The sequence below is a fragment of the Mycobacterium sp. Root265 genome, from assembly GCF_001428895.1.
Lineage (GTDB): Bacteria > Actinomycetota > Actinomycetes > Mycobacteriales > Mycobacteriaceae > Mycobacterium.
In genome coordinates this window covers 85,701-109,260 of record NZ_LMJA01000002.1, presented here as the reverse complement: position 1 = coordinate 109,260, position 23,560 = coordinate 85,701, and the positions used below count along the sequence as shown (strand labels likewise).

Sequence of the window (23,560 nt, the reverse complement as noted above, 5' to 3'; positions counted from 1 at the left end):
CGAACGCTCTTGGGAGCAGTAGGTGCGCGAGTCCCGACCCCACGAGCGCAAATCCTCCGGCCAATGACCATCGTTCGGACCGTGTACGCCTAGCTGTCACGGGCAGACCCGTCGAGAACGAGGGGTAGGTGAGTGGGGCCGCGCAGCGAGCTGTTGGTGGACCATGCGGTGGGGCCGGTCATGGAGATTCGCGCGACGCGGTCCACCAGTTCTCGGAGCACGGCTTGTGCCTCCATGCGTGCCAGGGGTGCTCCCAGGCATAGGTGCGGACCGTAGCCGAAGGCGACGTGGGTACGCGGGTTTCGGTTGGCGCGGAAGGTGTTAGGGTCGTCGAAGGCCAGTGGATCGCGGTTGGCCGCTCCGAACGACATCATCACACGCGAGCCTGTTGGGATGGTCACGTCTCCAACCCGATAATCGGCGCGGGTGTAGCGGTAGAGGTTTTGGATGGGGCTGCTGTAGCGGAGATGTTCTTCGATGGCCTGCGGTATGAGGTCGGGGTTGGCGCGGATCATGTCATATTGGTCGGGGTGGTGGGCGTAGGTGTGAAGCATTCCGCCCAGGAGGTTGGTGGTGGTCTCATTGCCGGCGATCAGCAGCAGGATGGCAATGTAGAACAACTGATTGTCGGTTAGGGCACCGTCGGTGCTGTGCGCCAGCAAACGGCCAAGAACGGTATTTGAGTCTTTGAGGTGCCCATCTCCGAGGTGCTTCAAGAAATAGCGGCGCAGCGCCATTGCAGCCCACATGGATCGTGCCGAGTGCACAACACCTTTCACCGTTGGGGTGAAGTTGATTAACTGCGTGCACTCATCTGACCAGCGACGGAAATCGGCGATGTCGCCATCGGGGACGCCGATGATCGCGGCGATCACCCGCAGCGGCAAGGGGACCGTCAACTGTTGCACCGCGTCACCGCCGCTCGCTGCGATCATGTCACCGACGAGTTCGGCAGCAAGCTTGTCGATGATGTTGCGCCAGGTGTCCAGTGCACCTTTGGTGAACGCTGGCTGTACTTGTTTGCGGAGGCGGCTGTGCTGCTCGTCGTCGGTAACAACAACGAGATCTGCGACCATCTGTACTCGGGTCACTCCCCGGCTGCTGGTCACCTGGTCTGTGTCGCGTAGCGCAGCGCGGACATCGTCGAGCCTGTGAAGAATCCACGTTGAGCGGCGGGGGTTGTAGTGGACACGTCCACCCCGGTGCAGGGCGTCGTACGCAGCGTGCGGTTGCGCTGCGACGGTCGGATCTAACGGGTCGTAGTCGGTGTTGACCGCACCCGTCCATCCCTCGTATCCACGCTTATGTGTACGAATCGCCGCCGAGACATTCAATCGCGTCGCTGCAACCAGCGGCGACAACATCGCTGTGGCACCGTCAGCAGCCTTTCCAAGCTTCAAAGTAAACGCACCTTTCCCTAGAGCATCTATCTCACAGTGGGTGCGGGCCGCCCAAGCGGTCAATGCTTCGCTACGAAGATGAAATGCCAGCACAGAACTGACGAGATCTCCTGCGCTCACGGACAGCCCTCAACTGCGCATACGGGTGAGACATCAGCCTCGAAATGTCTCTCGGTGAGAGAACGGATTTGTTGTTCTATCACCGCTGCAACCGGAAGGATGACAAATGTGGCACGGAAGGATTGGGTCCTTGGAGTGGACCGTAGCGCGGTGGCGCTTGATCGGATTCTGTCGGGGGCTTCGGAGCTTGTCTCACGCGATGGGTTCGAGGCGTTGACCATCGACGCGCTGGCTGCGCAGTTGAATTGCTCGCCCGCTACCATCTATCGCCGTGCAGGCGGCAAAGCCGCGATCCTCGAACGTCTCATTTCCTTGTTCTCCGAACGAATCATTCGCTCAGTACGCCAGGCGATCGTCGGGACTGAGGGAACTGAGCGCGTCGCGACTGCCATCGTCGTCGCACTTGACTGCATGCGAGCCGAACCGCTCGGAAAATTGATCATGGGCGACATTCGCCCAGACCACGACGGCGGAATCGTCACCGCATCACCGCTCGTGGCCAAGATTGCCGAAGAGATGATCGGGCGCAGCGACCCACTAGCCGCGCAGTGGCTCATTCGCGTCACCTTCTCGCTGTGGTACTGGCCTGCCAAAGACAACCAGACCGAGTACGAACTCGTGAAACGGTTCGCCGCGCCATCGGTGACACTGGGATTACGCTAAGAACTGCTCTAGCGCCGGGTCAGCCCGAGAACCTGCTAACTCTGTGCCGCGAGGGCGCGGTACACCGTCGCCCTGCTGACGCCAAAGGTGGCAGCAATCGTGCTGGCCGCCTCACCGCTGGTATGCATCCGCTGGGCCAGGGCCACCTTCGACTCGTCCAGCGACTTGGGGCGACCGATGGACTGCCCGCGTGCCCGCCGTGCGTCCCGCGATGCCGTGCGCCGTTCCTTACCCAGTTCCAGCTCAAGCTCGGCGAGACTGGCGAGGACCCCGGCAACCATCCGCCCCGAAGCGTTCGAGGTGTCGATGCCCTCGCGTAGCGACCGCAGCACGATTCCCCGCACGCCAAGGTCCCGGATGGTCTGCATCACCTCTGCCGCATTGCGGCCCAGACGGTCGATGCCAACAACGACGATGGCGTCGCCCTGCCGTGCGTAATCCACAAGCGCGGCGAGGCCGGGACGCTGCTGCCGCGTCGACGTGCCGGAAAGCTTGTCGGTGTAGACGCGGGTGGCATCAACGCCTGCTGCGGTCAGCGCATCCACCTGTTGGTCGAGCGACTGGTGCGCCGTGCTGACGCGGGCGTAGCCGAGCTGGGTTCCGGTGACGGCGGGCGCGGTGTCGATGACCATGCGACCATCGTCGCATAAGTCTCACAACTCGTCAATATGCGACAGAACTTTTGAACCATCTTTTGAGACGCCACGATCTGGCACTGATCAGGCCACAGACTATCTCGTTGAGGCTGTTGCAAATCTTTAGTTCTGAGAACGGCGTTCCAAATGGCGAATAAGGCTTGAGGTGCCAGAGCGACGTCGGAATGGCAGCGTTCACCCCGGCGTGCCAGATTGGATGTAGGCAACCTTCGCAACGACAATCAACGCAATGCCGTGTCTTTAAGGGTCCATCTGCGGGAAGGCAACGTGATGACCGATCCCAGTGTCGCGATTGACCGGGTGTGGAGCATCCGTGACGCCATCTTGGCCTGGCTTTACATCAAGGCGATGGTGCATGGCAGTCGGCGTCCGGTGCTGAAACCAGAGGACATCGCGGCCACGGTCGATTGGCAAGGCGCGCCGTTGACCGAACCGGAGGTCGCGGCAGCGTCGGATTGGCTAAAAGAAGAGGGATACATAAGCGGCTCTGGTTCCTGGGGACACGGCGTCATACGCCCAGCGATTACGGCCCTGGGTGAGACCTTGGCCGACCGCAAGGTGTCCGTTCGCCCTGGCGGTCAGGAGCCTGCCGACCCCCAAGGTGTAACGACCATCCACGTAAGCAACAGCACGAACGTGGCGATTGGAAGTCCTGGGGCTACGCAGGTCTACAGCCTTTCCGAGCAGATGCAGAAGGCCACTGCCGTCGCCGATCTGTTAGCGAAAGCTTCATGCGGTGGGCCAGACGAGATTGCGCAGGCGCAGCAGATCGCCGCCGACATCAAGGCCGAAGCTGCCGAGCCTGTTCCTGACACCGGCAAGGTAAAAAAGTTGCTTCTATCCGCGTTAGGAATTGGGATGACGACCCTCGCACACGACGGTGCAGCCGAGTTGGTCCATCTGGGAAGCCAAGCGTTACAAACGTTTTAACTGCGGCGTGCGGCCTTTGGGGTCGGTCACTGCGAACGCACCCGACTCTTAGCAGCAGGCACCTACTCTTGTGGCTTAGCCGCACCCTCACGTAGTCCCCGAGAGGTCAGAGCCGGTAAAGCAACAACTAGTGACAACTGAGCGCGGCCCCGAGGGGGTGGGTGGCATCACGAACGGTGTATGGAAATGGACCGCTTGTCGATGGTTTCGGGACCGGGACACGTTTCTAGAAAATAGTGGCGCTTCCATTGTTCCCAATTTGGGGTTGACATGACGTTGATAGATAGTCATAAAGAGCGGCGAAGTAACCGCAGCTCAGAGGCGGTTTCAATTCACGTCAATCGTGAAGTGTGTTCATCCTCCGCGTGAACTTCTAGTGGAGGCAGCACTTGGTATGAACGCTGCCGCCGACCCCCAACGTGACCGCATGCCGAGGCACGACCAGGCAACGCGCCATCGAATCCTCAGCGATGAAGCCGTGTTTCTTGGCCTTGCTGATTGCGTTCGCGACAGCAGAGTTGGAAATCGGCTTCGGCTTCCCGTCCGGTCCCGGTTTGCCTAGGAGCTTGCCCAACTCGCCCATTGCGAAGTTGGCGTGCCCGTTCAAGCGATGCCTGCCGAACGCCAACGCCGCAACACGGAGCCACAGGGGCAGAGCCGGATCACTGGCACGTTCCATCCATACCTTTTGGTAGTGAGCAGACCAAGGGTTCTGGACGCTCACCTGGCATCTACTGAGGACTGCTGAGATTCGGTCCCACCGCGACGGGTGGTCCGCTCCTGCTCTGCAACCCAGATCAGAACGTCGGCCCGGCGGTATCTGACCCGACCGCCGAGACGAAAAGAAGCTGGGCCGATGCCAGTGCTGCGGTAATAGCGAAGGGTGCCTTCTGGGATGCCGTACTCGTTCTCGACGTCCTTGGTGGTCATCAGTTCCCTGACCGGGATAGCGGTTGTCGTCATCAAGTTTTTAACCTCCAAACGCTTGGCTTTCAAGCATCGAGAAGGACAGTACGGCGCTTGTCAAGCTCCATGAGCTTGATAACTAAGCTCCTGTGCCATAGATTGGCCATCATGGACGACGACGGAACACCAGACATGCACGAACAGCAGGCGTTGGCCGAAAAGTTGCAGCGGCAGCTCACGTCCGAACGTAGCGAAGCGTCCGCTGCGAATCCTGCACAGCGCCGTCAAGTCCATGAGGACTGGGAGAAGAGCTTTGGCGACAACGTTCGACACTGGCGGCGAGAGCGCAACTGGTCGCAAGAAGACCTGGCCGACAAACTTCGCTCGGAGGGCATCGACCTTCATCAGACGTCTGTCGCCAAGATCGAACGCGGCACCCGGCCACTGCGGGTCGCAGAGGCAGCAGCCATCGCGACGATTTTTCGAGTGCCGCCCCTTGCCGTATTCGTGGGATCGCCGCAGACGGATGCTCGGTCGCCGATCAACCAACTGAACGACATGATCGCTGCGGCACAGGTTCTGCTCAATGACATGAAGGCGGACATGTCCCGCAGTGCAGGTCGATATGTGGAGCAGGAGGCGCACGTCCTCGCGCTTGCACGCATCCTTAACCAAACTGCGCTGGATGCCGAGAAGCGCCAGAACGGGCACGGAACAGCCAACGAGGGCGGCCAACATGACGCAGAGGCGTAATCGGCGTAGCGGTGTAGAAGACCGCTGGCGTTGCTCTGACGGGTCACCGTCAGCAGCCGATGGCCGGGGGCTTCGCTGGCGTGCCAGATACGTGGATGACGAGGGTCGAGAGCATGCAAAGGGCTTCCGCACCAAGGTCTCAGCCACGCAATGGCTCAACGGCGTTGTGGCCGCGCAAGAGACCGGCAATTACATCGACCCCCGACTGGGGAAGGTGACCTTCAACAGCTACTACCAGGAATGGTCGAAGTTGCAGACGTGGGAGTCTGGCACGCTCAAAGCGATGAACCTTGCTGTGAACTCGGCAAGCTTCGGCGACATCGCGTTCGCAGATTTGAAGCCTTCCCACGTCGAGGCGTGGGTTAAGTGGATGAGGGACAAGCCCTTAGAGGCGTCCACCATCAAGACGCGCTTCAACAACGTCCGCGCAGTCATTCGGGCGGCTATCGGAGACCGCTTCCTTGCCCACGACATCACCGCCAAAGTCACATTGCCGAGGCGTCCGAAAGCTGCCGAAGCGATGGCGATTCCGACACCCGCCGAGGTCGGGAAACTCCTTGAGAACGCGGACGACCACTTCACCGCCTTCGTCGCCCTCTGCGGGTTCGCAGGCATGCGATTAGGCGAAGCGGCCGCGCTCCGCGTTGGGGACATCAAGTTCCTCGCCAAGGAGATTCGTATCGAACGCCAGGTCCAGAGAGCCAACGGAGGTGCCGTAGAGATTAGACCGCCCAAATACGAATCGGTGCGCACCGTCTACGCGCCTGACGAGCTTCTGCACATCCTGAGCGAACACATCCGCTTGCACCTGCCCGACAACAGCCCAGACCAATGGATGTTCCCCGGCGAGGGCACACACCCGCTCCATCAGAACTCAGTTGGTTACCTGTGGCGCAAGACTCGGAACGCAGTCGGCGTCGATTATCTGCTTCACCAGTTGAGGCACTTCTACGCCTCGGGACTGATCAACGAGAACTGCGATGTGGTGACGGTTCAGCGGGCGCTTGGGCACTCGTCGCCGAGTGTCACGCTAAACACCTACGCACACCTGTGGCCTAACGCCAACGACCGGACGCGGAACGCTGCTGGAGGGTTGTTCCAGGCGGCGCTTAGCTCTGCTGCGGACGAACTGCGGACGGACAGTCAATAAATGCCTGCTGAACTGGGCGTTTACACGTTGAAGCGGAACTCGACGACGTCTCCGTCGGCCATCACGTAGTCCTTGCCTTCCATCCGGACCTTGCCCGCTGCCTTGGCCGCGGCCATCGAGCCGGCCTCGACCAGGTCGGCGAATGACACGATCTCGGCCTTGATGAAGCCCTTCTCGAAGTCGGTATGGATCACACCGGCCGCCTTCGGGGCGGTGTCGCCGCGGTGAATCGTCCACGCGCGGGACTCTTTCGGCCCGGCGGTGAGATAGGTCTGCAGGTTCAGAGTGTGAAAACCGGCCCGCGCCAACGCATCCAGGCCACGTTCGGTCTGCCCGATCGACTCCAGCAGTTCGGCCGCGGACTCGTCGTCGAGCTCGATCAGTTCCGACTCGATCTTGGCGTCCAGGAACACCGCATCCGCCGGGGCCACCAGCGCACGCAGCTCGGCCTGCTTGGCCTCGTCGGTGAGCACCGACTCGTCGGCGTTGAACACGTAGAGGAACGGCTTGGTGGTCATCAGGTTCAGCTCACGGAGCAGCGACACGTCCGCCCCGGCCGAGAAGAGTGTCTTGCCGGTATCGAGCACCGCCTGCGCCGCCACCGCCGCCTCCAGCACGGCCTTGCGGTCCTTGTTGGTGCGCGCTTCCTTCTCCAGTCGCGGCACGGCCTTCTCCAGCGTCTGCATATCGGCCAGGATCAGCTCGGTCTCGATGACCTCGATATCCGAACGCGGGTCCACCCGGCCGTCGACGTGCACCACATCGTCATCGGCGAACGCCCGCACCACCTGACAGATCGCGTCGCACTCGCGGATGTTGGCCAGGAACTTGTTGCCCAGCCCGGCACCCTCGGACGCGCCCTTCACGATGCCCGCGATGTCGACGAACGTCACCGGCGCCGGCACGGTCTTCTCCGAACCGAAGATCTCGGCGAGTTTGTCCAGCCGGGGGTCCGGTAACGCCACCACGCCCTCATTGGGCTCGATGGTCGCGAACGGATAGTTCGCCGCCAGCACGTCGTTCCGTGTCAACGCGTTGAAAAGGGTCGACTTGCCGACATTGGGGAGACCGACGATTCCGAGGTTCAAGCTCACGGACTCCAGAGTCTAAGGGTTGTGACGATCTCCTCAGCGCGTGCTGGCAGCACACCTGCAGTTACAGCCGGTACGGTCGACGTGTGTCAGGTCAGTCAGCAGAGCCGACGGAGTCGGTGAACCACCGCTCCGCGCTCCCCCGATTCCAGGGGTTGCTGCCACCGGGTCTGCCGGGTCTTCCATCCGGACTACCGTGGTGGGGCGCCACCCTTCTGGCGGTGACGGCCACGGCCGTCGGCTTCGCCTACGACGCCGGTGCGGGCAACAAGGAACTCGGCGCCGTGTTCTCCACCTTCTACGTGCTGGGCTGTCTGGCCGCGGTGGTCCTGGTGCGTCGCAGTGGGTTGTTCACCGCCGTCATCCAGCCCCCGTTGATCCTGTTCGTCGCCGTCCCCACCTCCTACTTCCTGTTCCACGGCGGCCAGCTCGGTGGCCTCAAGGACATCCTGATCAACTGCGGCTACCCGCTGATCGAGCGTTTCCCGCTGATGTTCTTCACCTCGGCCGCGGTGCTGCTGGTCGGGATGGCCCGCTGGTACCTCGACCGTGGCGCTCCGGCGGTCGAAGCCGCCACCACCGATGCCGCCGATCCGCCCGCCGAGACTCCGCGGCGGGCCGCCCGCCGGTTCGCCCGCAGCGCCGCGCCGGTCGACGAGGACGAACCGATCCGGACCGCGCGCCGGCCCCGCCGCGAGACCGCCGACCCCTACGAGCGGCCGCGCCGCGCCCCGCGAACCGGGGAGCCCTCCCGCGCCCGGCACAACCGTCCGCCAGAATCCGATATCGCCGCCTCGGCCGCTGCCGCCGATCGCCGGGAGCGAGCCGCCGCCCGGGAACGCTCGGGCCGCCCGCGCCGCCAGGGCGAACCGCCGCTGCCCGGTGAGCGTCAGCCGCGCCGCCCCCGCAACCCCTCGGCCCGCGAGCCTCGCCGCACCCCGCCCCCATCACGCGGTTATGACCCCCGTGACGCCGCGGACTACGAGCGCCCGCGCCGCCGTCCGCGGCCCGAGGGCTACGAGCCCGGCCTCGGGCGCCCCGACGAGCGCCAGGATCCGTATCAGGAACGGCCGCGTCGTTCGTCGCCCACCGACAGCAGCCATCACCCCGTCTCGCGGGTGCGCTATCGCAGCAGCGACGAGGAACGGCACACCGAGCACCGCACCCGTCCCCGCGCCAGCCACCGGCGCGACGACGACTGGGACTAGGCCCTACCCCACCGCGCGCAGCAGCGCACCGGCCGCGTCGACCGCGGGCGTGGAGCTGCCCGCGTCGCTGACGAACACCGCCAGCGCGAGATCCCCGCGGATACCGACGAACCAGCCGTGCGCGTGCGTGTCGTCGATGTATTCGGCGGTGCCGGTCTTTCCGAGCATGTCCGGGATGTCCTGCAGCTGAGTGGCGGTGCCGCCGGTGACCGTCTCACGCATCATCGCCCGAACCTGCTCGTCGACACCGCTGGGCAGGGGCTCGGGGGCGCTGTCGGCCACCCCAGGCTCGCCCTGCACGATCGTCGGCGAGGGCACCGATCCGTGGGCCAGCGTCGCGGCCACCAGAGCCATCCCGAACGGCGACGCGGTGACCTTGCCCTGCCCGATGCCCTCCTCGACGCGCAGTGCGGAGGTGTCGGCGACCGGCACCGAGCCGGTGACGGTCGTCATGCCGGGCGCGACATAGTCGATGCCCAGACCGAGCTGCGCGGCGGCCTTGGTCAGGCCGTCGGGCGGCAGGTTGACCGCCAAGCGGCCCATGGTGGTGTTGCAGGAGCGCGCGAACGCGGTGTGCAGCGGGACGTCGCCGAGCTCGAAGTTGTCGTCGTTGGGGATCTGGCGGCCCTCGATGTTCTCGGTGCCGGGACAGCCGACGATGCTGTCCGGGGTGACCTGGCCGGCCTGCAGCGCGGCGGACACCGTCACCGTCTTGAACGTGGAACCCGGCGGGTACAGCCCGGTCAGCGCGATCGGTCCCTGGGCGTCGGCGGGCGCGTTCTGCGCGACGGCGAGCAGGTTGCCGGTGGACGGTTGGATGGCCACGATCGCGGCCGGCGTCGTCAGCGGGGCCAGCGCGTCCTCGGCGGCCAGCTGCATGCCGATGTCCAGCGTGCTGGCGATGTCACCGACCGGTTGCGCGTCCTGGCCGCCCACCCGCTTGGGGCCCGACGCGGTCTCCGCGGACACTGCCCAGCCCGCGGCTGCATCGCTGCGCTGCTGCCACAGCTCGGACAGTCCCGACAGCGTCGGCGAGGTCAGCGCGCGGTCGGTGGCCAGCAGCCGGGTCTGCGGGCGCAGCGTCACGTTCGGCAGCGCGGCCAGCTGCTCCTGGATTGGCAGCAGATCCTCCTCGCGCAATGTGACGGCGGTGACGGGTTTGCCTACCGCGAGCTCACCGGCCAGCGACTCCGCGGTGATCGTCGGTGCAACCGGATTGAGCAGCGCGGCAACGGTGTTCACATCGGCGCCGGGCGCGACATCGACGAGGGTGACGATGTGCTGGGTGAGCAGGTCGGCACCGGTGCGGTCCAGCACCCGGGCGGCCGGTTGCGGGCTGAGGGTGCCGAAGGACAACGGGCCCTCATCCAGGCCGGGGGCGACGGTGGCCGGGTCCCACCGGACCTTCCAGTCCTCCCCCTCGGCCGTCGCGCTGCCCTGGGTCGTATAGGTCCACTCGGTGGCCTTCTCGGGCCCGAACTTCCACGTCGCGGACAGCGTGAACGTCGCCGCGTCCTCCTGGCGCTGCACCCCGGACACCTCGAAGCGGACGTCCTTGCCGAGGTTGGCGTAGAGCTTTCCGAGCACGTCGGCGGACGCCGGGTCGGTGGTCAATGCGGCAGCCGCCGGGACGTCGGCACGGTTGAGGGCGTCGGCGAAACCGTTGACGGTGTTATTCAGCCGGTCTTCGGCGTCACTGCAGCCGGCGAGCAGCAGCACGGTCACACACAGAACAGGGATCACACGTCGCAGAAGGCCCACAGGGCTCGAACGTACCGTCAGTTGCGCGGCGGACGGATCTCCCGCGGCAGCGCGAACACGAGTGTCTCGTTGGCCGTCGTCACCGGTTGCACGGTGCCGTAGCCGTATTCGGCGAGCCGGTCCAGGACGCCGCGCACCAAAATCTCGGGCACCGAGGCGCCCGAGGTGACGCCCACGGTGGTGACGCCGGAGAACCAGGCCGGATCGATATCGTCGGCGTAGTCGACCAGGTAGGAGTTCTGCGACCCGGCGCCGAGCGCGACCTCGACCAGCCGCACCGAGTTCGACGAGTTCTTCGAGCCGACGACGATCACCAGCTCGCATTCCGGGGCCATCGCCTTCACCGCGACCTGACGGTTCTGGGTCGCGTAGCAGATGTCATCGCTCGGCGGATCCTGCAGCGTCGGGAACTTCTCCCGCAGCCTGCGCACCGTCTCCATGGTCTCGTCGACGCTCAGCGTGGTCTGGGACAGCCAGATGACCTTGTTGGGGTCGCGGACGGTGACCTTGTCGACGGCGTCCGGGTTGTCGACGACCTGCACGTGATCGGGTGCCTCACCGGCGGTGCCGACGACCTCTTCGTGGCCCTCGTGGCCGACGAGCAGGATGTCGTAGTCGTCGCGGGCGAAGCGCTTGGCCTCGTTGTGCACCTTGGTGACCAGCGGGCACGTGGCGTCGATGGTCTGGAGGTTGCGGGCCGCGGCCTCGACGTGCACGGTCGGTGCGACACCGTGCGCGGAGAACACCACGATGGCGCCCTCGGGCACCTCATCGGTCTGCTCGACGAAGACGGCACCGGCCTTGGCCAGCGTGTCCACCACATAGCGGTTGTGCACGATCTCGTGCCGCACGTAGATCGGGGCGCCGTGCTTTTCGAGGGCGCGCTCCACGGTTTCGACGGCGCGATCCACGCCCGCGCAGTAGCCGCGCGGCTCGGCGAGCAGGACCCGCTTGCCCACCACCCGTGAACTGACCGAGCTCGCGGCGCCCGGAATACCCATGTTGACGGTTGGTGGCATACATCAAGGGTACTTACCGGCACCCGTCCCCGGCCAGCCGTAGGCTGCACCCATGGCAACTGCACCATACGGAGTCCGACTGCTGGTGGGTGCGGCGGTGACCGCGCTGGACGAGACACGCAAGCTCCCGCAGACGATCCTCACCTACCCGATGACGGTGGCCAGCCAGCTGGCCCATCTGGTGATGAAGGTGCAGCAGGACGTCGCCGATCTGGTGAATCGCGGCGACGAAGCGCTCGAGGAGCTGTTCCCGCCCAAGGACGAGCAGCCGGAGTGGGCGACCTTCGACGAGGACCTGCCCGACGACCCGTTCAAGAACCTCTCTGATGACGACGTTGTGTCCGATATCTCCTCCGCGCGCCGCACCGAGGGCCGGTTCGCGCTCTTCACCGAGGGCGAACCGGAGCAGACAGAAGCCCCGAAGGCCGCCACCAACGGCGCGGCGCCCGGCGTCGTCGAGGAGCTCGGCTACGAGTCGCTGACATTGGCGCAGCTGCGGGCGCGGCTGACCTCGCTGAAGGTCGCCGACCTGGAAGCCTTGCTGGCCTTCGAGGAGGCCAACAAGGCCCGCGCCCCGTTCCAGACGCTGCTCGCCAACAGGATCACCCGCGCGTCGGCCAAGTGAGCGAACCCGGCCAATCCCCGGAGAACCCGTGGCCGGTCCGCGCGGTGGCGACCCGGGTCGCCAAATGGATCGACCGGCTCGGCACGGTCTGGGTCGAGGGACAGATCGCCCAGCTGAACGTGCGGCACGGCTCGCCCACCGCGTTCCTGGTGCTGCGCGACCCGGCCGCCGATATGTCGCTGTCGCTCACCTGCCCGCGTGACCTGGTGGTCAACGCGCCGGTGCAACTCGCCGAGGGTGTCCAGGTCATCGTGCACGGCAAGCCGCAGTTCTACACCGCGCGGGGTAGCTTCTCGTTGCGGGTCAGCGATATCCGCGCCGTCGGGGTGGGCGAACTGCTCGCCCGTATCGAACGGCTGCGCCGGCTGCTGGAAGCCGAGGGCCTTTTCGATCGCCGGCTCAAACGCCCGATCCCGTTCCTGCCCAACACCATCGGCCTGGTCACCGGCCGTGCGTCGGCGGCCGAACACGATGTGGTCTCGATCGCCTCCGCGCGCTGGCCCGCGGTGCAATTCGCGGTGCGCAACACCGCCGTGCAGGGACCCAATGCGGTTGCCCAGATCGTGGAGGCACTGACTGCCCTGGACGCCGACCCGGACGTCGACGTCATCATCGTGGCGCGCGGCGGCGGCAGCGTGGAGGACCTGCTGCCCTTCTCCGATGAGACCCTGTGCCGGGCGATCGCCGCCTGCACCACACCGGTGATCAGTGCCGTCGGGCACGAACCCGACAACCCGCTCTGCGATCTGGTGGCCGACCTGCGCGCGGCCACTCCCACCGATGCGGCCAAACGGGTGGTCCCCGACGCGGCCGCCGAGCAGGCCGGTGTCGATGATCTGCGCCGGCGCAGCGCCCAGTCCCTGCGCAACTGGGTGCGCCGCGAACAGCACGTCATCGACCAGCTGCGCTCGCGGCCGGTGCTGGCCCGCCCGCTGCAGGCCCTGGATGCCCGAGCCGAGGAGATCCACCGGGCCCGTCGCACCGCGCGCCGCGACATCGGCAGGCTGGTTGCCGCCGAGACTGACCGGCTGGAGCATCTGAGTGCACGCCTGGGCACGCTGGGTCCGGCGGCCACCCTGGCGCGCGGCTACGCCGTCGTGCAGGTGGTGGGCCCGCAGGATCGGCCGATCTTGCGTTCGATCGACGACGCCCCGGCGGGCACCCGGCTGCGGGTGCGGGTTGCCGACGGTGCCATCACAACAGTCAGCGAGGGTGCAGATGAAGCCCATTAGTCAAATGGGGTACGAACAGGCGCGCGACGAGCTGATCGAGGTGGTGCAGCAACTCGAGCACGGCGGACTCGACCTGGACGCCTCCCTGAAGCTCTGGGAACGCGGCGAGGAGCTGGCCAAACGGTGCGAAGAGCACCTCGCCGGGGCACGCAAGAAGGTGGCCGACACGCTGGCCGCCGGCGAGTCCGAGGAAAGTTGACAGCGCAAACTCCTCGGACGATTTTGCCCGCCGGACTTCAAAACTGGAACACGTTTCAGTTACCCTGACCACATGGGTGACCCAACACTGCGCACTGACCTGGGCCGAGTCCTGGTGACCGGAGGCTCCGGCTTCGTCGGCGCCAACCTGGTGACCACACTGCTCGGACGCGGCCTCGAGGTCCGCTCGTTCGACCGGGTGCCGTCCCCACTGCCCGCCCACCCGAAGCTGCAGACCGTCGTCGGCGACATCACCGACACCGGCGATGTGGCCGCCGCCGTCGACGGTGTCGACACCATCATCCACACCGCCGCGATCATCGACCTGATGGGCGGCGCCTCGGTCACCGAGGAGTACCGCAAGCGCAGTTTCGGCGTCAACGTCGAAGGCACCAAGAACCTGGTGCACGCCGGGCAGGCCGCCGGCGTCCGCCGTTTCGTCTACACCGCATCCAACAGCGTGGTGATGGGTGGCCAGGATATCCAGAACGGCGATGAAACCCTGCCCTACACAAGCCGTTTCAACGATCTGTACACCGAGACGAAGGTCGTCGCCGAACAGTTCGTGCTCGGCCAGAACGGTGAGCACGGCATGCTCACCTGCTCCATCCGGCCCAGCGGCATCTGGGGCCGTGGCGATCAGACCATGTTCCGCAAGGTGTTCGAGAACGTGCTCGCCGGGCACGTCAAGGTGCTCGTCGGCAACAAGAACATCAAGCTGGACAACTCATACGTGCACAACCTGATTCACGGTTTCATCCTGGCCGCCGAGCATCTGGTCCCCGGCGGATCGGCACCCGGCCAGGCCTACTTCGTCAACGACGGCGAACCGCTGAACATGTTCGAGTTCGCCCGCCCCGTCGTCGCCGCGTGCGGCCGCAACCTGCCGAACTTCCGGGTGTCCGGCAAGCTCGTACACAAGGTGATGATGGGCTGGCAGTGGCTGCACTTCAAGTACGGTATCCGCGAGCCACTGGTGGAACCCCTTGCCGTGGAACGGCTTTACCTGAACAACTACTTCTCGATCGCCAAGGCGCGCCGCGATCTGGGCTATGAGCCGCTGTTCACCACCGAACAGGCGATGGCCGAGTGCCTGCCGTACTACACCGAGCTGTTCCACAAGATGGAATCGCAGGGCGCCGAGCCGGTGGTGGCGGCTGCCGCACCGGTCCCGCCGAAGGGCTGATTTACTTCCCTGCATGCCGCAGTTCCGCGTCGCCGCCACCGGTGATGCCCGTATCCGCTATCTGGACTCCGGCGGTGATGACCGTGGTGCGCCCGTGGTGTTCGTGCCCGGGTTCACCTGCGTCGCAGATGACTACGCCGAGGTGCTGCCGGTGTTCGGCCGGCGCACCGTCGTCGTGGAACTACGCGGTCACGGGCACAGCGTCGCGCCGAACGGCCCGCATGACGCCGCGGCGCGCGCCGGTGACATCGGGGCCGTGATCGACGAGGTGACCGACGGCCCGGTGCACCTCATGACGTTCTCCCGCGGCACTTCCTACGCGCTGACCTGGGCGCTGGCCCATCCCGACCGCGTCCGGTCCATCTCGATCGGTGACTACCTGCCCGAGGAGATCGCACTGCCAGAGGACGTGGCGATGGGAGTACTCGACGGCCGCTGGCGGGGCACACCGGTACACGAGCGGGTGGACCGCGGCGCCGCGGTCGCGACGTTCGCCGCCGCCGTGTCGCGGTCGCTCTGGGAACCGCTGGCGCAGTGGGGCCCGCCGCTGCTGGTGGTCCGCAGTCCCAACAGCCCGATCATCGACGCGGCGGCGTGGGCCCGGTACCGGCAGCTCTTCCCGGCCGCGCGGCTCCACGAGTTCGCCGACTCACCGCACGACATCTTCCGCCCGGAGCGGGGACGGTATCCCTTGCTGGTTCGTGAGCTCGTCGACAACGTCGATTTTGGCCCCAGAGCTGGACAAGGCCGGTGACGCTGTAGCGTCCCGGCCTCTGGCTTCCCGCGCGGCGTCTACAGTGCCGGGGAAACGTGAGCCCCAGGTTACCTGCGTAAAGGCCGCGGCCCAAATCAGCCCAGCTGTTCCCGCGATGCGGGGTGTCCACCGACGATGGCCCGCAGCATCCGCACGGTCATCGGGATCGTGGTGCTCTCGACCCGCTTGAGCAGGTCGCATGCGTTGTCCGCGGTGGTTTCCGGTGGCACCACATAGAGCAGGGCGTTACGGGTGTGGGTGCCCGTCAGGTAGATGGTGTCCCTGGCCACCAGCGAATAGCGGTCCACCGAGATCACCGTGGTGCCGCGGATGATGCGCGAGGGCGCCGACGGGAACAGGCTCGGGTCGTAGAGCACACGGGACACCGGTCCGAGCCAGCGGCCCATCACCGAAATGAGATCGGGCAACGTGGTCTTGAGGTCATAGGCGGGGGGCCACCAGGCGCCGTCGACGGTGCCGCGTTGATCGGTGCGACCGCAGATGGCGAGTCGGGTGGCGGACAGATGTTCGGCAGTGACATCGACCATCGGCGATGCTCCCATCACTATCAGAGTGACCGCAGATGGCAACCGACGGATCGGGCACGCGAGGAACCCACGATTTCTCCAGGGTAGACCGGGGCCCTGCCCATTCGTTCTCGGCCCGCTATCGCCGTGAAACGCAACGCGATACGAGATGCCGGCTCGGACTGCGCCGAACCCTCCCGTGCGCGGTGCGCGGCTCCTAGTATTTCCAGCAGGTGCGTCACCGATCAGAGGAGACAACATGCCCGACGGCAAGCCCAACATTCTCGTCATCTGGGGCGACGACATCGGGATCAGCAACCTCAGTTGTTACAGCGACGGATTGATGGGTTACCGCACGCCGAACATCGACCGCATCGCGGCAGAGGGCATGCGCTTCACCGACTCCTACGGGGAGCAAAGCTGCACCGCGGGCCGCGCGGCGTTCATCAGTGGTCAAAGCGTGTACCGCACCGGGATGAGCAAGGTCGGCATACCCGGGGCCGACATCGGCTGGGCCGCCGAAGATCCGACCATAGCCGAGCTGTTGAAACCGATGGGGTACGCCACCGGGCAATTCGGCAAGAACCACTTCGGCGACAAGAACAAGCATCTGCCCACCGTGCACGGCTTCGACGAGTTCTACGGCAACCTGTACCACCTCAACGCCGAAGAGGAGCCCGAGCAGTTCGACTACCCGCACAAGGACCAGTTCCCGCGCCTCCACGACTTCGCGCTGCCGCGGGGGGTGCTTGATTGCAGGGCCCTGTCCGAGGGCTCCTCCGAGCCGGCCGACGACAAGTTCGGCCCCGTCGGCAAGCAGACCATCACCGACACCGGGCCGCTCACCGCCAAGCGCATGGAGACCATCGACGACGACATCGCCGATCGCACCGTCGAGTTCGTCAAGCGCCAACACGAAGCCGACGTGCCGTTCTTCGTCTGGTGCAATTTCACGCACATGCACGCGTTCACGCACACGAAGCCGGAGAGCCGGGGTCAGGCTGGGCGGTGGCAGTCCGAATACCACGACACGATGATCGACCACGACAAGAACGTGGGAACCGTGCTCGACGCGCTCGACGAACTCGGCATAGCCGACGACACCATCGTCATCTACTCCACCGACAACGGCCCACATCGCAATTCCTGGCCCGACGCCGGCACCACGCCGTTCCGCAGCGAGAAGAACACGAACTGGGAGGGCGCCTATCGCATCCCGGAATTGATCCGCTGGCCCGGGCACATCGAGGCGGGCAGCGTCTCCAACGACATCATCCAGCACCATGACTGGCTGCCGACCCTGCTAGCCGCGGCTGGCGATCCGGACGTCAGCGAGAAGTTGAAGAAGGGCTTTGCGGCCGGGGCCGACGGGGAGACCGAGTACAAGGTCCACATCGACGGATTCAACCTGCTGCCGTACCTGATGGGCGAAGTCGAGCACAGCCCGCGGCGCGGCTTCTTCTACTTCAACGACGACGCCGAACTCGTCGCGATGCGCTTCGAGAACTGGAAGATCGTCTTCGCCGAACAGCGCTGCCAGGGCACTCTGCGGATCTGGGCCGAACCGTTCACCGAACTACGGGTACCCAAACTGTTCAACCTGCGGACCGACCCCTTCGAGTACGCAGACATCACGTCCAACACCTACTACGACTGGTTCATGCGGCGGGACTTCTTCGTCTTCTACGCAACGGCGATGTGCTCAGCGTTCCTCGACACGTTCAAGGAGTTCCCGCCGCGGCACCCACCGGCCAGCTTCAGCATCGACCAGATCGTGAAGAAGCTCGAAGACTTCTTGGCATCGGACTAGAGGAAATCACCATGACTGATAAGAAGCCGAACATCCTGGTCATCTGGGGCGACGATATCGGCATCTCGAATCTGAGTTGCTACAGCCGCGGGATGATGGGCTACTCGACGCCTAATATTGACCGGATCGCCGACGAGGGAATGCTTTTCACCGATTCCTACGGCGAGCAGAGCTGCACGGCCGGCCGCTCGTCGTTCATCACCGGGCAGAGCGTGTACCGCACCGGGATGAGCAAGGTCGGAATGCCAGGCGTCGACATCGGCCTGCAGAAGGAAGACCCGACCATCGCCGAACTACTGAAGCCGCTGGGTTACGCCACGGGTCAGTTCGGCAAGAACCACCTCGGGGACCTGAACAAGTACCTGCCCACCGCGCACGGATTCGATGAGTTCTTCGGCAATCTGTACCACCTGAACGCCGAGGAGGAACCGGAGAACGCCGACTACCCTACCGAGGAGGAGGCCCCGATTCTGCGCCGGGCGTTGTTGCCGCGCGGTGTCATCCACTCCTGGGCCACCGACGAGGACTCCGGCGAGGTCGACGATCGGTACGGTCCGGTCGGCAAACAGCGCATCGAGGACACCGGCCCGCTCACCAAGAAGCGCATGGAGACCATCGACGACGAGACCACCGGCGCGTGTGTCGACTTCATCAAGCGCCAGCATGAGGCCGACACCCCGTTCTTCGTGTGGATGAACATGACGCACATGCATTTCCGGACGCACACCAAGCCGGAAAGCGTCGGCCAGGCCGGGCGCTGGCAGTCGAAATACCACGACACGATGATCGACCACGACCGCAACGTGGGCACGTTGCTGGATCTGGTCGACGAACTCGGCATCGCCGAGGACACCATCGTCATCTACTCCACCGACAACGGACCGCACGCCAACAGCTGGCCGGACGGCGCCACCACCCCGTTCCGCAGCGAGAAGGCGACCAACTGGGAGGGCGCCTTCCGCATCCCCGAGCTGATCCGTTGGCCCGGAAAGATCAAGCCGCGCAGTGTCTCCAACGAGATCGTCCAGCACCACGACTGGCTGCCGACGTTCCTGGCGGCCGCCGGTGATCCCGATATCGTGGACAAGCTCAAGGCCGGTCACACCATCGGTGACATGACCTACAAGGTGCATATCGACGGGTACAACCTGGTGCCCTACCTGACCGCTGAGGTCGACAAGAGCCCGCGCCGCGGCATGATCTATTTCTCCGACGATTGCGATGTGCTCGGCATCCGGGCCGAGAACTGGAAGGTCGTCTTTCAGGAGCAGCGCTGCCAGGGCACCCTGCAGATCTGGTTCGAACCCTTCACCCAGTTGCGGGCGCCCAAACTGTTCAACCTGCGCACCGATCCCTACGAGCGCGCCGACATCACGTCGAACACCTACTGGGACTGGGTGATCGACCGTATCTACCTGGTGCTCTACGGATCCGCCATCGCGACCCAGTTCCTGCAGACCTTCAAGGAGTTCCCGCCGCGTCAGAATCCCGCGTCGTTCACCATCACCAACGCCGTCGAGGAACTGGAGAAGTTCCTTGCCAGTCGCGGCGGCTGACGGTGGGCCTGGAGTCCTGGAAGGACGGGTCCACGAAGTCCGCGATCGTCGACTTCGTGGACCGGGTGACCCGCGAGGTCGACCCCGCCGAGCGGGTTGCCGTGTTCGACAACGACGGCACGCTGTGGTGCGAGAAGCCGATGTACATCCAGCTCGATTTCATCGTGCGCCGCCTGGCCGAGAAGGTTGCCGCCGATCCGTCGCTCGCCGAAGGACAGCCGTATCTGGCGGCGCACAACGGAGACCTGCAGTGGTTCGGCGGCGCCATCACCAAGCACTATCAGGGTGACGACTCGGATCTGAAGGCCCTTGCCGCAGCGGTGCTCTCGTTGCACGATTCGGTGAAGGTCGAGGATCACGCGGCCGGGGTGGGGACGTTCTTCGCCGAAGCCAAGCACCCCACCCTGGGCCGACCGTACCTGGAGTGCACGTACGCGCCCATGGTGGAACTGCTGCGCTACCTGGAGGACCATGACTTCACCTGTTACATCGTCTCGGGCGGCGGCCGCGACTTCATGCGCCCGGTGACCAGCCGGATCTATGGCATCCCACCCGAGCGGGTGGTCGGCAGCGCGCAGGGGCTGAAGTTCGTCGGTAGCGACGGGCGCGGCGATCTGCTGCTGCAACCGGCGCTCGACATCTGGGACGATGGGCCGGAGAAGCCGGTGCGCATCTGGAATCGCATCGGGCGCCGTCCAATTCTGGCCGCGGGCAACTCCAACGGCGATGACGAGATGTTGATGTACACCGGCCGCCAGGACCGGCCGTCGCTGAAACTGCTGGTACTCCACGACGATGCCGAGCGCGAGTTCGAGTACACCGCGGGGGCCGAGCGTGCGCTCGGGCATGCCGAGCAGTACGGGTGGACCGTGGTCAGCATGCGCGATGATTGGTCCACCATCTTCAGTGACTGACAACGATCTGGTCTGGATCGAGCCGCAGACAACGACACTCGGCTCCGACGCGCACTATCCGGAGGAGGCACCGGCACGTGAGGTGACCGTGGACGGGTTCTGGATCCAGCGCCACCAGGTGACCAATACCGCGTTCGCCGAGTTCGTCGAGGCCACGGGTTACCGCACCGTCGCCGAACGGCCGGTCGACCCCACCGACTACCCCGGCGCACCCGCGGAGAACCTGGTGCCCGGCTCGATGGTGTTCCGGCGCACTGCGGGGCCGGTGGATCTGCGGCACCTCAGCCAATGGTGGGTGTGGACGCCCGGTGCCTGTTGGAACCATCCACGCGGTCCCCGCTCATCGCTCACCGGCCGCGACCGGCACCCGGTGGTGCACATCGCGTTCGAGGACGCCCAGAGCTACGCCGACTGGGCTGGGCTCGCGTTGCCCACCGAGGCCCAATGGGAGACCGCCGCCCGCGGCGGTCTGACCGGCGCCGCCTACACCTGGGGTGACGATCCGGAGAGACCCGGTGAGCGCAGGGCGAACTACTGGCACGGCGAATTTCCCTACCTGCCGGAGTCCGGCTACGGCACCGCCCAGCCCGTCGGCAGCTTCGAGCCCAACGGATACGGCCTCTTCGACATGGCCGGCAACGTGTGGGAATGGACCACCGACTGGTACGGCGAGGACCGGGCTACCGGATCCTGCTGCGCCACCGACAGTTACGATCCTGACCAGCCGCAGTTCAAGATTCCCCGCAAGGTGATCAAGGGCGGGTCCTTCCTGTGCGCGGACAGCTACTGCATGCGGTACCGACCGGCCGCGCGGCGACCGCAGATGGTCGATACCGGGATGAGCCACATCGGGTTTCGCTGCGTCAAGAGTTGACCTACGCCGCGGCGTCGGCGGGAGGATCCGCCGGCTTCTCGTCGGCAACTGGCGAATCCTGCTGATTCTCGACGTCTTCCGCCGTCTCGGCATCGACGTCATTCTTGGGTGATGCCGGCGACGTGGGCTCGTCCAGATCGCCGACGGACCCCGAATCTTCCCTGGGAGTGTCGTCGAGATCGGCCAGCTCCCGCCGGAACGACTGCTCTGTCGGCGGATCATCCTCGATCAGATCGTCGTCCTCGGCTCGCGGCACGTCCGGAACATCCTGCGATGCCACGTCGAAACTTTCCCGCAGAGGTGTCGGGCGGTCGGCACGTGAATCGTTGGTGTCGGCCGTCATCAGCGCCGACGGTCCCGTAACCGGCGCCGCTATCGCCGGCGCCGGTGGTGCCGTCCACAGTAAGCGGCCGTTGTCGAAACGCAGCCCCAGCCCCGGGGTCAGGCCCGAGTAACCCGCCCTGATCCACGGGAGCAACAACTCGTTGAGTCGGTCCACGATCGCACCGGGCACGCCGAGTTGGCGCAACGGGCGGGTGATGGGCAGGCTCGCCTCCGGGATCATGTAGGTCGTGACGCGTCCGCCGAGCGTATTGGTGACATCCGATACCAGTACCGCATCATCCAGGTCACTCATCGCGGCCCGGGAATGATCATTGGACCCGTTGACCGTGTACAGCGCGCCCATGACGGCGTTGATGACGGCGAGTGCGTTCCACGGGCGGTCCGGCGGAGCCGCCCAGCCGTCCCACTGCCCGTACACCACCACCGTGTCGTAGCGACTGTCCGGCACGGTGTGGAACGTGACACCGATGAGCGGAACGGTCACGCCCCGCGCGTACATCTGCCCGAAGCCGCGGGACTCGCCGCCGAAGACGTAGAAGGTGACGCTCCCCCTGGGAGGTGCCTCGGACTCCGAAAGTCCTTGCAGATGGGCGATCTCCCGGTCGATGACCATGGTGCCCAGGCTCAGCCCGGCGACCGAAACCGTGTTGCCCTTTGCCAGTTCCGCCAGAATCGCGGTGTGCAGCGCGGCCTGGCCCGCGGCCAGCGACCGGTCGCCCGACAACGCGGCGGTACCCCACAGCGGCCCCAGCTGCGCCGGATAGTTCAGCGGCACCGGTGTCATACCGGGCAGCCAATTGCTCCCGACGTTCGAGGCGTGATGCAACCACCCGTCCTGGGTGAAACCGGCATCACCGAGGACGTCGGAAACGCCTGGGAGATCGCTGGGGCGCGCGCCGTTGATGCCGATGCGGCTCTGCCCGGCATAGGCCGAGGGTGCGGCGACCAGCACCACCGCTGCGCTCAGTACGGCGAGCGTCCCACGCCAGCGTGCGGTGTCTCGACGTGGCAGCATGGCCATCCCCCTACTTGCAGACGGAAACAGGCAAACCGCTGACGGGTTTGCGCCATGTCACTGATGACTGCAGATAGCGTGAAACTACGTCATCAGCAAAGAGGGCGCAGCGAGAAATTATAATTTCCGTCAATTTTGACCATCAGGCCAGCACGCAGGGACCACATTCATCCGAACGGATGACAACGCAGCCGCTCAGGTCGACGACTCACCGAACGCCGGCGCCACAAACCGTCGCACGAAACGCTTTTCGGTCGCAGCATCGGACACCGGCCAGAACAGCAGTGCCAGCACCACCCGCACGATCCATCCCGCAGCCTCCGGATCGTCATCGGCGATGCCGGCGAATTCGGCGGCAAAACCCATCACCGCGTCCGACGCCGTGAGCGATCGCGCACCTGGTGCCCCGACCACCGTCGCCGCCAACGGGTCGGCACGTATCTCGTCGAGAGCAACGAAGATCGCCGTCTGCACCCGGTCGGATCCAGTCCGGCCTGCGACAGCCGCGCGGACCGTATCGACGATCTTCGCCGCCGACCGGGCCAGCACGGCGTCTCGGATCTGCGCCTTGGTACCTGCGTGCCGGTACACCGTGGCCCGGGAGCAGTGCACGACAGCGGCGAGGTCGTCGATGTCGATATCGGCGAAGCCACTGCGCGCCATCATGTCGGCGGCAGCCGCGTAGATGCGTTCGGCCGCCACCGTGCGGCGGTCACCGCCCACCAACCAGTCCTGACCACGTGGAGACATATCGAGGTGAGTATCTCAGCTTGAGACGAATATCTTGCACTTTCTCACGGTGGTCGCAGGTCAGCAGCACCGCATGAGACGACCCCAACGGCGGTTCTGCGATGCCCAGTATCGACT

General features: G+C 65.3%; 24 protein-coding genes. 14 read left to right on the top strand and 10 right to left on the bottom strand.

Annotation, left to right across the window (positions count from 1 at the left end; genetic code table 11):
* Nucleotides 1-89: 89 nt before the first annotated feature.
* A complete protein-coding gene (locus ASE48_RS03800) occupies nucleotides 90-1,364 on the bottom strand; it encodes a cytochrome P450 (protein ID WP_057165704.1) in 1,275 nt (424 codons plus the stop codon).
* A gap of 306 nt (nucleotides 1,365-1,670) precedes the next feature.
* On the opposite strand from ASE48_RS03800, the gene ASE48_RS03795 reads away from it, so the two are divergent.
* A complete protein-coding gene (locus ASE48_RS03795) occupies nucleotides 1,671-2,183 on the top strand; it encodes a TetR/AcrR family transcriptional regulator (protein ID WP_235570762.1) in 513 nt (170 codons plus the stop codon).
* A gap of 35 nt (nucleotides 2,184-2,218) precedes the next feature.
* On the opposite strand, the gene ASE48_RS03790 is transcribed toward ASE48_RS03795, so the two are convergent.
* Nucleotides 2,219-2,815, bottom strand: a complete 597-nt coding sequence (locus ASE48_RS03790) for a recombinase family protein (RefSeq protein WP_057165703.1) — start codon at nucleotides 2,813-2,815, stop codon at nucleotides 2,219-2,221.
* A 294-nt stretch (nucleotides 2,816-3,109) separates the two neighbouring features.
* Here ASE48_RS03790 and ASE48_RS03785 point away from each other — a divergent pair, with 294 nt between their 5' ends.
* Nucleotides 3,110-3,769, top strand: a complete 660-nt coding sequence (locus ASE48_RS03785; RefSeq protein WP_156409031.1) for a hypothetical protein — start codon at nucleotides 3,110-3,112, stop codon at nucleotides 3,767-3,769.
* Nucleotides 3,770-4,142: 373 nt separating this feature from the next.
* On the opposite strand, the gene ASE48_RS03780 is transcribed toward ASE48_RS03785, so the two are convergent.
* Complete coding sequence (locus tag ASE48_RS03780; RefSeq protein WP_156409030.1) at nucleotides 4,143-4,448, bottom strand: hypothetical protein; 306 nt, start codon at nucleotides 4,446-4,448, stop codon at nucleotides 4,143-4,145.
* A gap of 41 nt (nucleotides 4,449-4,489) precedes the next feature.
* Nucleotides 4,490-4,699, bottom strand: coding sequence for a helix-turn-helix transcriptional regulator (locus ASE48_RS03775; RefSeq protein ID WP_156409054.1), 210 nt, complete (start codon nucleotides 4,697-4,699; stop codon nucleotides 4,490-4,492).
* A gap of 144 nt (nucleotides 4,700-4,843) precedes the next feature.
* Here ASE48_RS03775 and ASE48_RS03770 point away from each other — a divergent pair, with 144 nt between their 5' ends.
* The gene (locus ASE48_RS03770) at nucleotides 4,844-5,428 is read left to right on the top strand and encodes a helix-turn-helix domain-containing protein (protein ID WP_162264180.1); all 585 of its coding nucleotides are present in this window, start codon (nucleotides 4,844-4,846) and stop codon (nucleotides 5,426-5,428) included.
* A gap of 91 nt (nucleotides 5,429-5,519) precedes the next feature.
* Nucleotides 5,520-6,578, top strand: coding sequence for a tyrosine-type recombinase/integrase (locus tag ASE48_RS03765; RefSeq protein WP_200962057.1), 1,059 nt, complete (start codon nucleotides 5,520-5,522; stop codon nucleotides 6,576-6,578).
* Nucleotides 6,579-6,598: 20 nt separating this feature from the next.
* Here ASE48_RS03765 and ychF read toward each other — a convergent pair whose 3' ends face one another.
* Nucleotides 6,599-7,672, bottom strand: a complete 1,074-nt coding sequence (gene ychF, locus ASE48_RS03760; RefSeq protein WP_057165698.1) for a redox-regulated ATPase YchF — start codon at nucleotides 7,670-7,672, stop codon at nucleotides 6,599-6,601.
* Between the two features lie 83 nt (nucleotides 7,673-7,755).
* Between ychF and ASE48_RS03755 the strand changes: the two genes are divergently transcribed.
* A complete protein-coding gene (locus ASE48_RS03755) occupies nucleotides 7,756-8,877 on the top strand; it encodes a DUF6542 domain-containing protein (protein ID WP_082613986.1) in 1,122 nt (373 codons plus the stop codon).
* A 3-nt stretch (nucleotides 8,878-8,880) separates the two neighbouring features.
* On the opposite strand, the gene ASE48_RS03750 is transcribed toward ASE48_RS03755, so the two are convergent.
* Together ASE48_RS03750 and ASE48_RS03745 are read right to left on the bottom strand one after the other, a co-directional pair.
* Entirely contained in the window at nucleotides 8,881-10,638 is a 1,758-nt protein-coding gene (locus tag ASE48_RS03750; protein WP_057165696.1) for a penicillin-binding transpeptidase domain-containing protein, read from the bottom strand.
* A gap of 17 nt (nucleotides 10,639-10,655) precedes the next feature.
* Entirely contained in the window at nucleotides 10,656-11,657 is a 1,002-nt protein-coding gene (locus tag ASE48_RS03745) for a 4-hydroxy-3-methylbut-2-enyl diphosphate reductase (RefSeq protein ID WP_057165695.1), read from the bottom strand.
* Nucleotides 11,658-11,709: 52 nt separating this feature from the next.
* Here ASE48_RS03745 and ASE48_RS03740 point away from each other — a divergent pair, with 52 nt between their 5' ends.
* The 5 genes from ASE48_RS03740 (at nucleotide 11,710) to ASE48_RS03720 (ending at nucleotide 15,652) form a co-directional block, all read left to right on the top strand.
* Nucleotides 11,710-12,282 carry a lipid droplet-associated protein gene (locus ASE48_RS03740; protein ID WP_057165694.1) on the top strand — a complete coding sequence of 191 codons (573 nt, stop codon included), beginning with the start codon at nucleotides 11,710-11,712 and terminating at the stop codon, nucleotides 12,280-12,282.
* On the top strand, nucleotides 12,279-13,514 hold the full coding sequence (xseA, locus tag ASE48_RS03735; protein WP_057165693.1) for an exodeoxyribonuclease VII large subunit: 1,236 nt from the start codon (nucleotides 12,279-12,281) through the stop codon (nucleotides 13,512-13,514). The genes ASE48_RS03740 and xseA overlap by 4 nt, the downstream gene beginning before the upstream one ends.
* The gene (locus ASE48_RS03730) at nucleotides 13,501-13,713 is read left to right on the top strand and encodes an exodeoxyribonuclease VII small subunit (protein WP_057165692.1); all 213 of its coding nucleotides are present in this window, start codon (nucleotides 13,501-13,503) and stop codon (nucleotides 13,711-13,713) included. Before xseA ends, ASE48_RS03730 begins: the two co-directional genes overlap by 14 nt.
* Before the next feature lie 72 nt (nucleotides 13,714-13,785).
* Nucleotides 13,786-14,898, top strand: coding sequence for a 3-beta-hydroxysteroid dehydrogenase (locus tag ASE48_RS03725; RefSeq protein ID WP_057165691.1), 1,113 nt, complete (start codon nucleotides 13,786-13,788; stop codon nucleotides 14,896-14,898).
* 13 nt (nucleotides 14,899-14,911) lie between these two features.
* Complete coding sequence (locus ASE48_RS03720; RefSeq protein ID WP_057165690.1) at nucleotides 14,912-15,652, top strand: alpha/beta fold hydrolase; 741 nt, start codon at nucleotides 14,912-14,914, stop codon at nucleotides 15,650-15,652.
* A gap of 95 nt (nucleotides 15,653-15,747) precedes the next feature.
* On the opposite strand, the gene ASE48_RS03715 is transcribed toward ASE48_RS03720, so the two are convergent.
* Nucleotides 15,748-16,215: a DUF5994 family protein gene (locus ASE48_RS03715; protein ID WP_156409029.1), complete on the bottom strand. Its 468-nt coding sequence runs from the start codon at nucleotides 16,213-16,215 to the stop codon at nucleotides 15,748-15,750.
* Nucleotides 16,216-16,438: 223 nt separating this feature from the next.
* Between ASE48_RS03715 and ASE48_RS03710 the strand changes: the two genes are divergently transcribed.
* From ASE48_RS03710 to ASE48_RS03695, 4 genes are read left to right on the top strand one after another with little or no spacing between them, the layout of a single operon-like run.
* Entirely contained in the window at nucleotides 16,439-17,989 is a 1,551-nt protein-coding gene (locus ASE48_RS03710; protein WP_057165688.1) for an arylsulfatase, read from the top strand.
* 11 nt (nucleotides 17,990-18,000) lie between these two features.
* Nucleotides 18,001-19,545 (top strand): arylsulfatase, encoded by a 1,545-nt coding sequence (locus ASE48_RS03705; protein WP_057165687.1) that lies wholly within the window; start codon nucleotides 18,001-18,003, stop codon nucleotides 19,543-19,545.
* Complete coding sequence (locus ASE48_RS03700) at nucleotides 19,542-20,459, top strand: HAD family hydrolase (RefSeq protein ID WP_057165976.1); 918 nt, start codon at nucleotides 19,542-19,544, stop codon at nucleotides 20,457-20,459. The genes ASE48_RS03705 and ASE48_RS03700 overlap by 4 nt, the downstream gene beginning before the upstream one ends.
* Nucleotides 20,452-21,333, top strand: a complete 882-nt coding sequence (locus ASE48_RS03695; protein WP_156409028.1) for a formylglycine-generating enzyme family protein — start codon at nucleotides 20,452-20,454, stop codon at nucleotides 21,331-21,333. Before ASE48_RS03700 ends, ASE48_RS03695 begins: the two co-directional genes overlap by 8 nt.
* 1 nt (nucleotide 21,334) lies before the next feature.
* Here ASE48_RS03695 and ASE48_RS03690 read toward each other — a convergent pair whose 3' ends face one another.
* Both ASE48_RS03690 and ASE48_RS03685 read right to left on the bottom strand, forming a co-directional pair.
* A complete protein-coding gene (locus tag ASE48_RS03690; protein WP_162264179.1) occupies nucleotides 21,335-22,693 on the bottom strand; it encodes a PE-PPE domain-containing protein in 1,359 nt (452 codons plus the stop codon).
* A 195-nt stretch (nucleotides 22,694-22,888) separates the two neighbouring features.
* On the bottom strand, nucleotides 22,889-23,443 hold the full coding sequence (locus ASE48_RS03685; RefSeq protein ID WP_057165684.1) for a TetR/AcrR family transcriptional regulator: 555 nt from the start codon (nucleotides 23,441-23,443) through the stop codon (nucleotides 22,889-22,891).
* Nucleotides 23,444-23,560 lie beyond the last annotated feature (117 nt).

What these genes read in the sequence shown, in the direction of transcription:
- ASE48_RS03730 (WP_057165692.1), top strand. Translation starts at nt 13,501, where the DNA reads ATGAAGCCCATTAGTCAAATGGGGTACGAACAGGCGCGCGACGAGCTG.
- ASE48_RS03740 (WP_057165694.1), top strand. Translation starts at nt 11,710, where the DNA reads ATGGCAACTGCACCATACGGAGTCCGACTGCTGGTGGGTGCGGCGGTG.
- ASE48_RS03745 (WP_057165695.1), bottom strand. Translation starts at nt 11,657, where the DNA reads ATGCCACCAACCGTCAACATGGGTATTCCGGGCGCCGCGAGCTCGGTC.
- ASE48_RS03710 (WP_057165688.1), top strand. Translation starts at nt 16,439, where the DNA reads ATGCCCGACGGCAAGCCCAACATTCTCGTCATCTGGGGCGACGACATC.
- ASE48_RS03715 (WP_156409029.1), bottom strand. Translation starts at nt 16,215, where the DNA reads ATGGGAGCATCGCCGATGGTCGATGTCACTGCCGAACATCTGTCCGCC.
- ASE48_RS03720 (WP_057165690.1), top strand. Translation starts at nt 14,912, where the DNA reads ATGCCGCAGTTCCGCGTCGCCGCCACCGGTGATGCCCGTATCCGCTAT.
- ASE48_RS03800 (WP_057165704.1), bottom strand. Translation starts at nt 1,364, where the DNA reads ATGTTGTCGCCGCTGGTTGCAGCGACGCGATTGAATGTCTCGGCGGCG.
- ASE48_RS03690 (WP_162264179.1), bottom strand. Translation starts at nt 22,693, where the DNA reads ATGCTGCCACGTCGAGACACCGCACGCTGGCGTGGGACGCTCGCCGTA.
- ASE48_RS03780 (WP_156409030.1), bottom strand. Translation starts at nt 4,448, where the DNA reads ATGGAACGTGCCAGTGATCCGGCTCTGCCCCTGTGGCTCCGTGTTGCG.
- ASE48_RS03790 (WP_057165703.1), bottom strand. Translation starts at nt 2,815, where the DNA reads ATGGTCATCGACACCGCGCCCGCCGTCACCGGAACCCAGCTCGGCTAC.
- ASE48_RS03685 (WP_057165684.1), bottom strand. Translation starts at nt 23,443, where the DNA reads ATGTCTCCACGTGGTCAGGACTGGTTGGTGGGCGGTGACCGCCGCACG.
- ASE48_RS03770 (WP_162264180.1), top strand. Translation starts at nt 4,844, where the DNA reads ATGGACGACGACGGAACACCAGACATGCACGAACAGCAGGCGTTGGCC.
- ASE48_RS03705 (WP_057165687.1), top strand. Translation starts at nt 18,001, where the DNA reads ATGACTGATAAGAAGCCGAACATCCTGGTCATCTGGGGCGACGATATC.
- ASE48_RS03725 (WP_057165691.1), top strand. Translation starts at nt 13,786, where the DNA reads ATGGGTGACCCAACACTGCGCACTGACCTGGGCCGAGTCCTGGTGACC.
- ASE48_RS03785 (WP_156409031.1), top strand. Translation starts at nt 3,110, where the DNA reads ATGACCGATCCCAGTGTCGCGATTGACCGGGTGTGGAGCATCCGTGAC.
- ASE48_RS03775 (WP_156409054.1), bottom strand. Translation starts at nt 4,699, where the DNA reads ATGACCACCAAGGACGTCGAGAACGAGTACGGCATCCCAGAAGGCACC.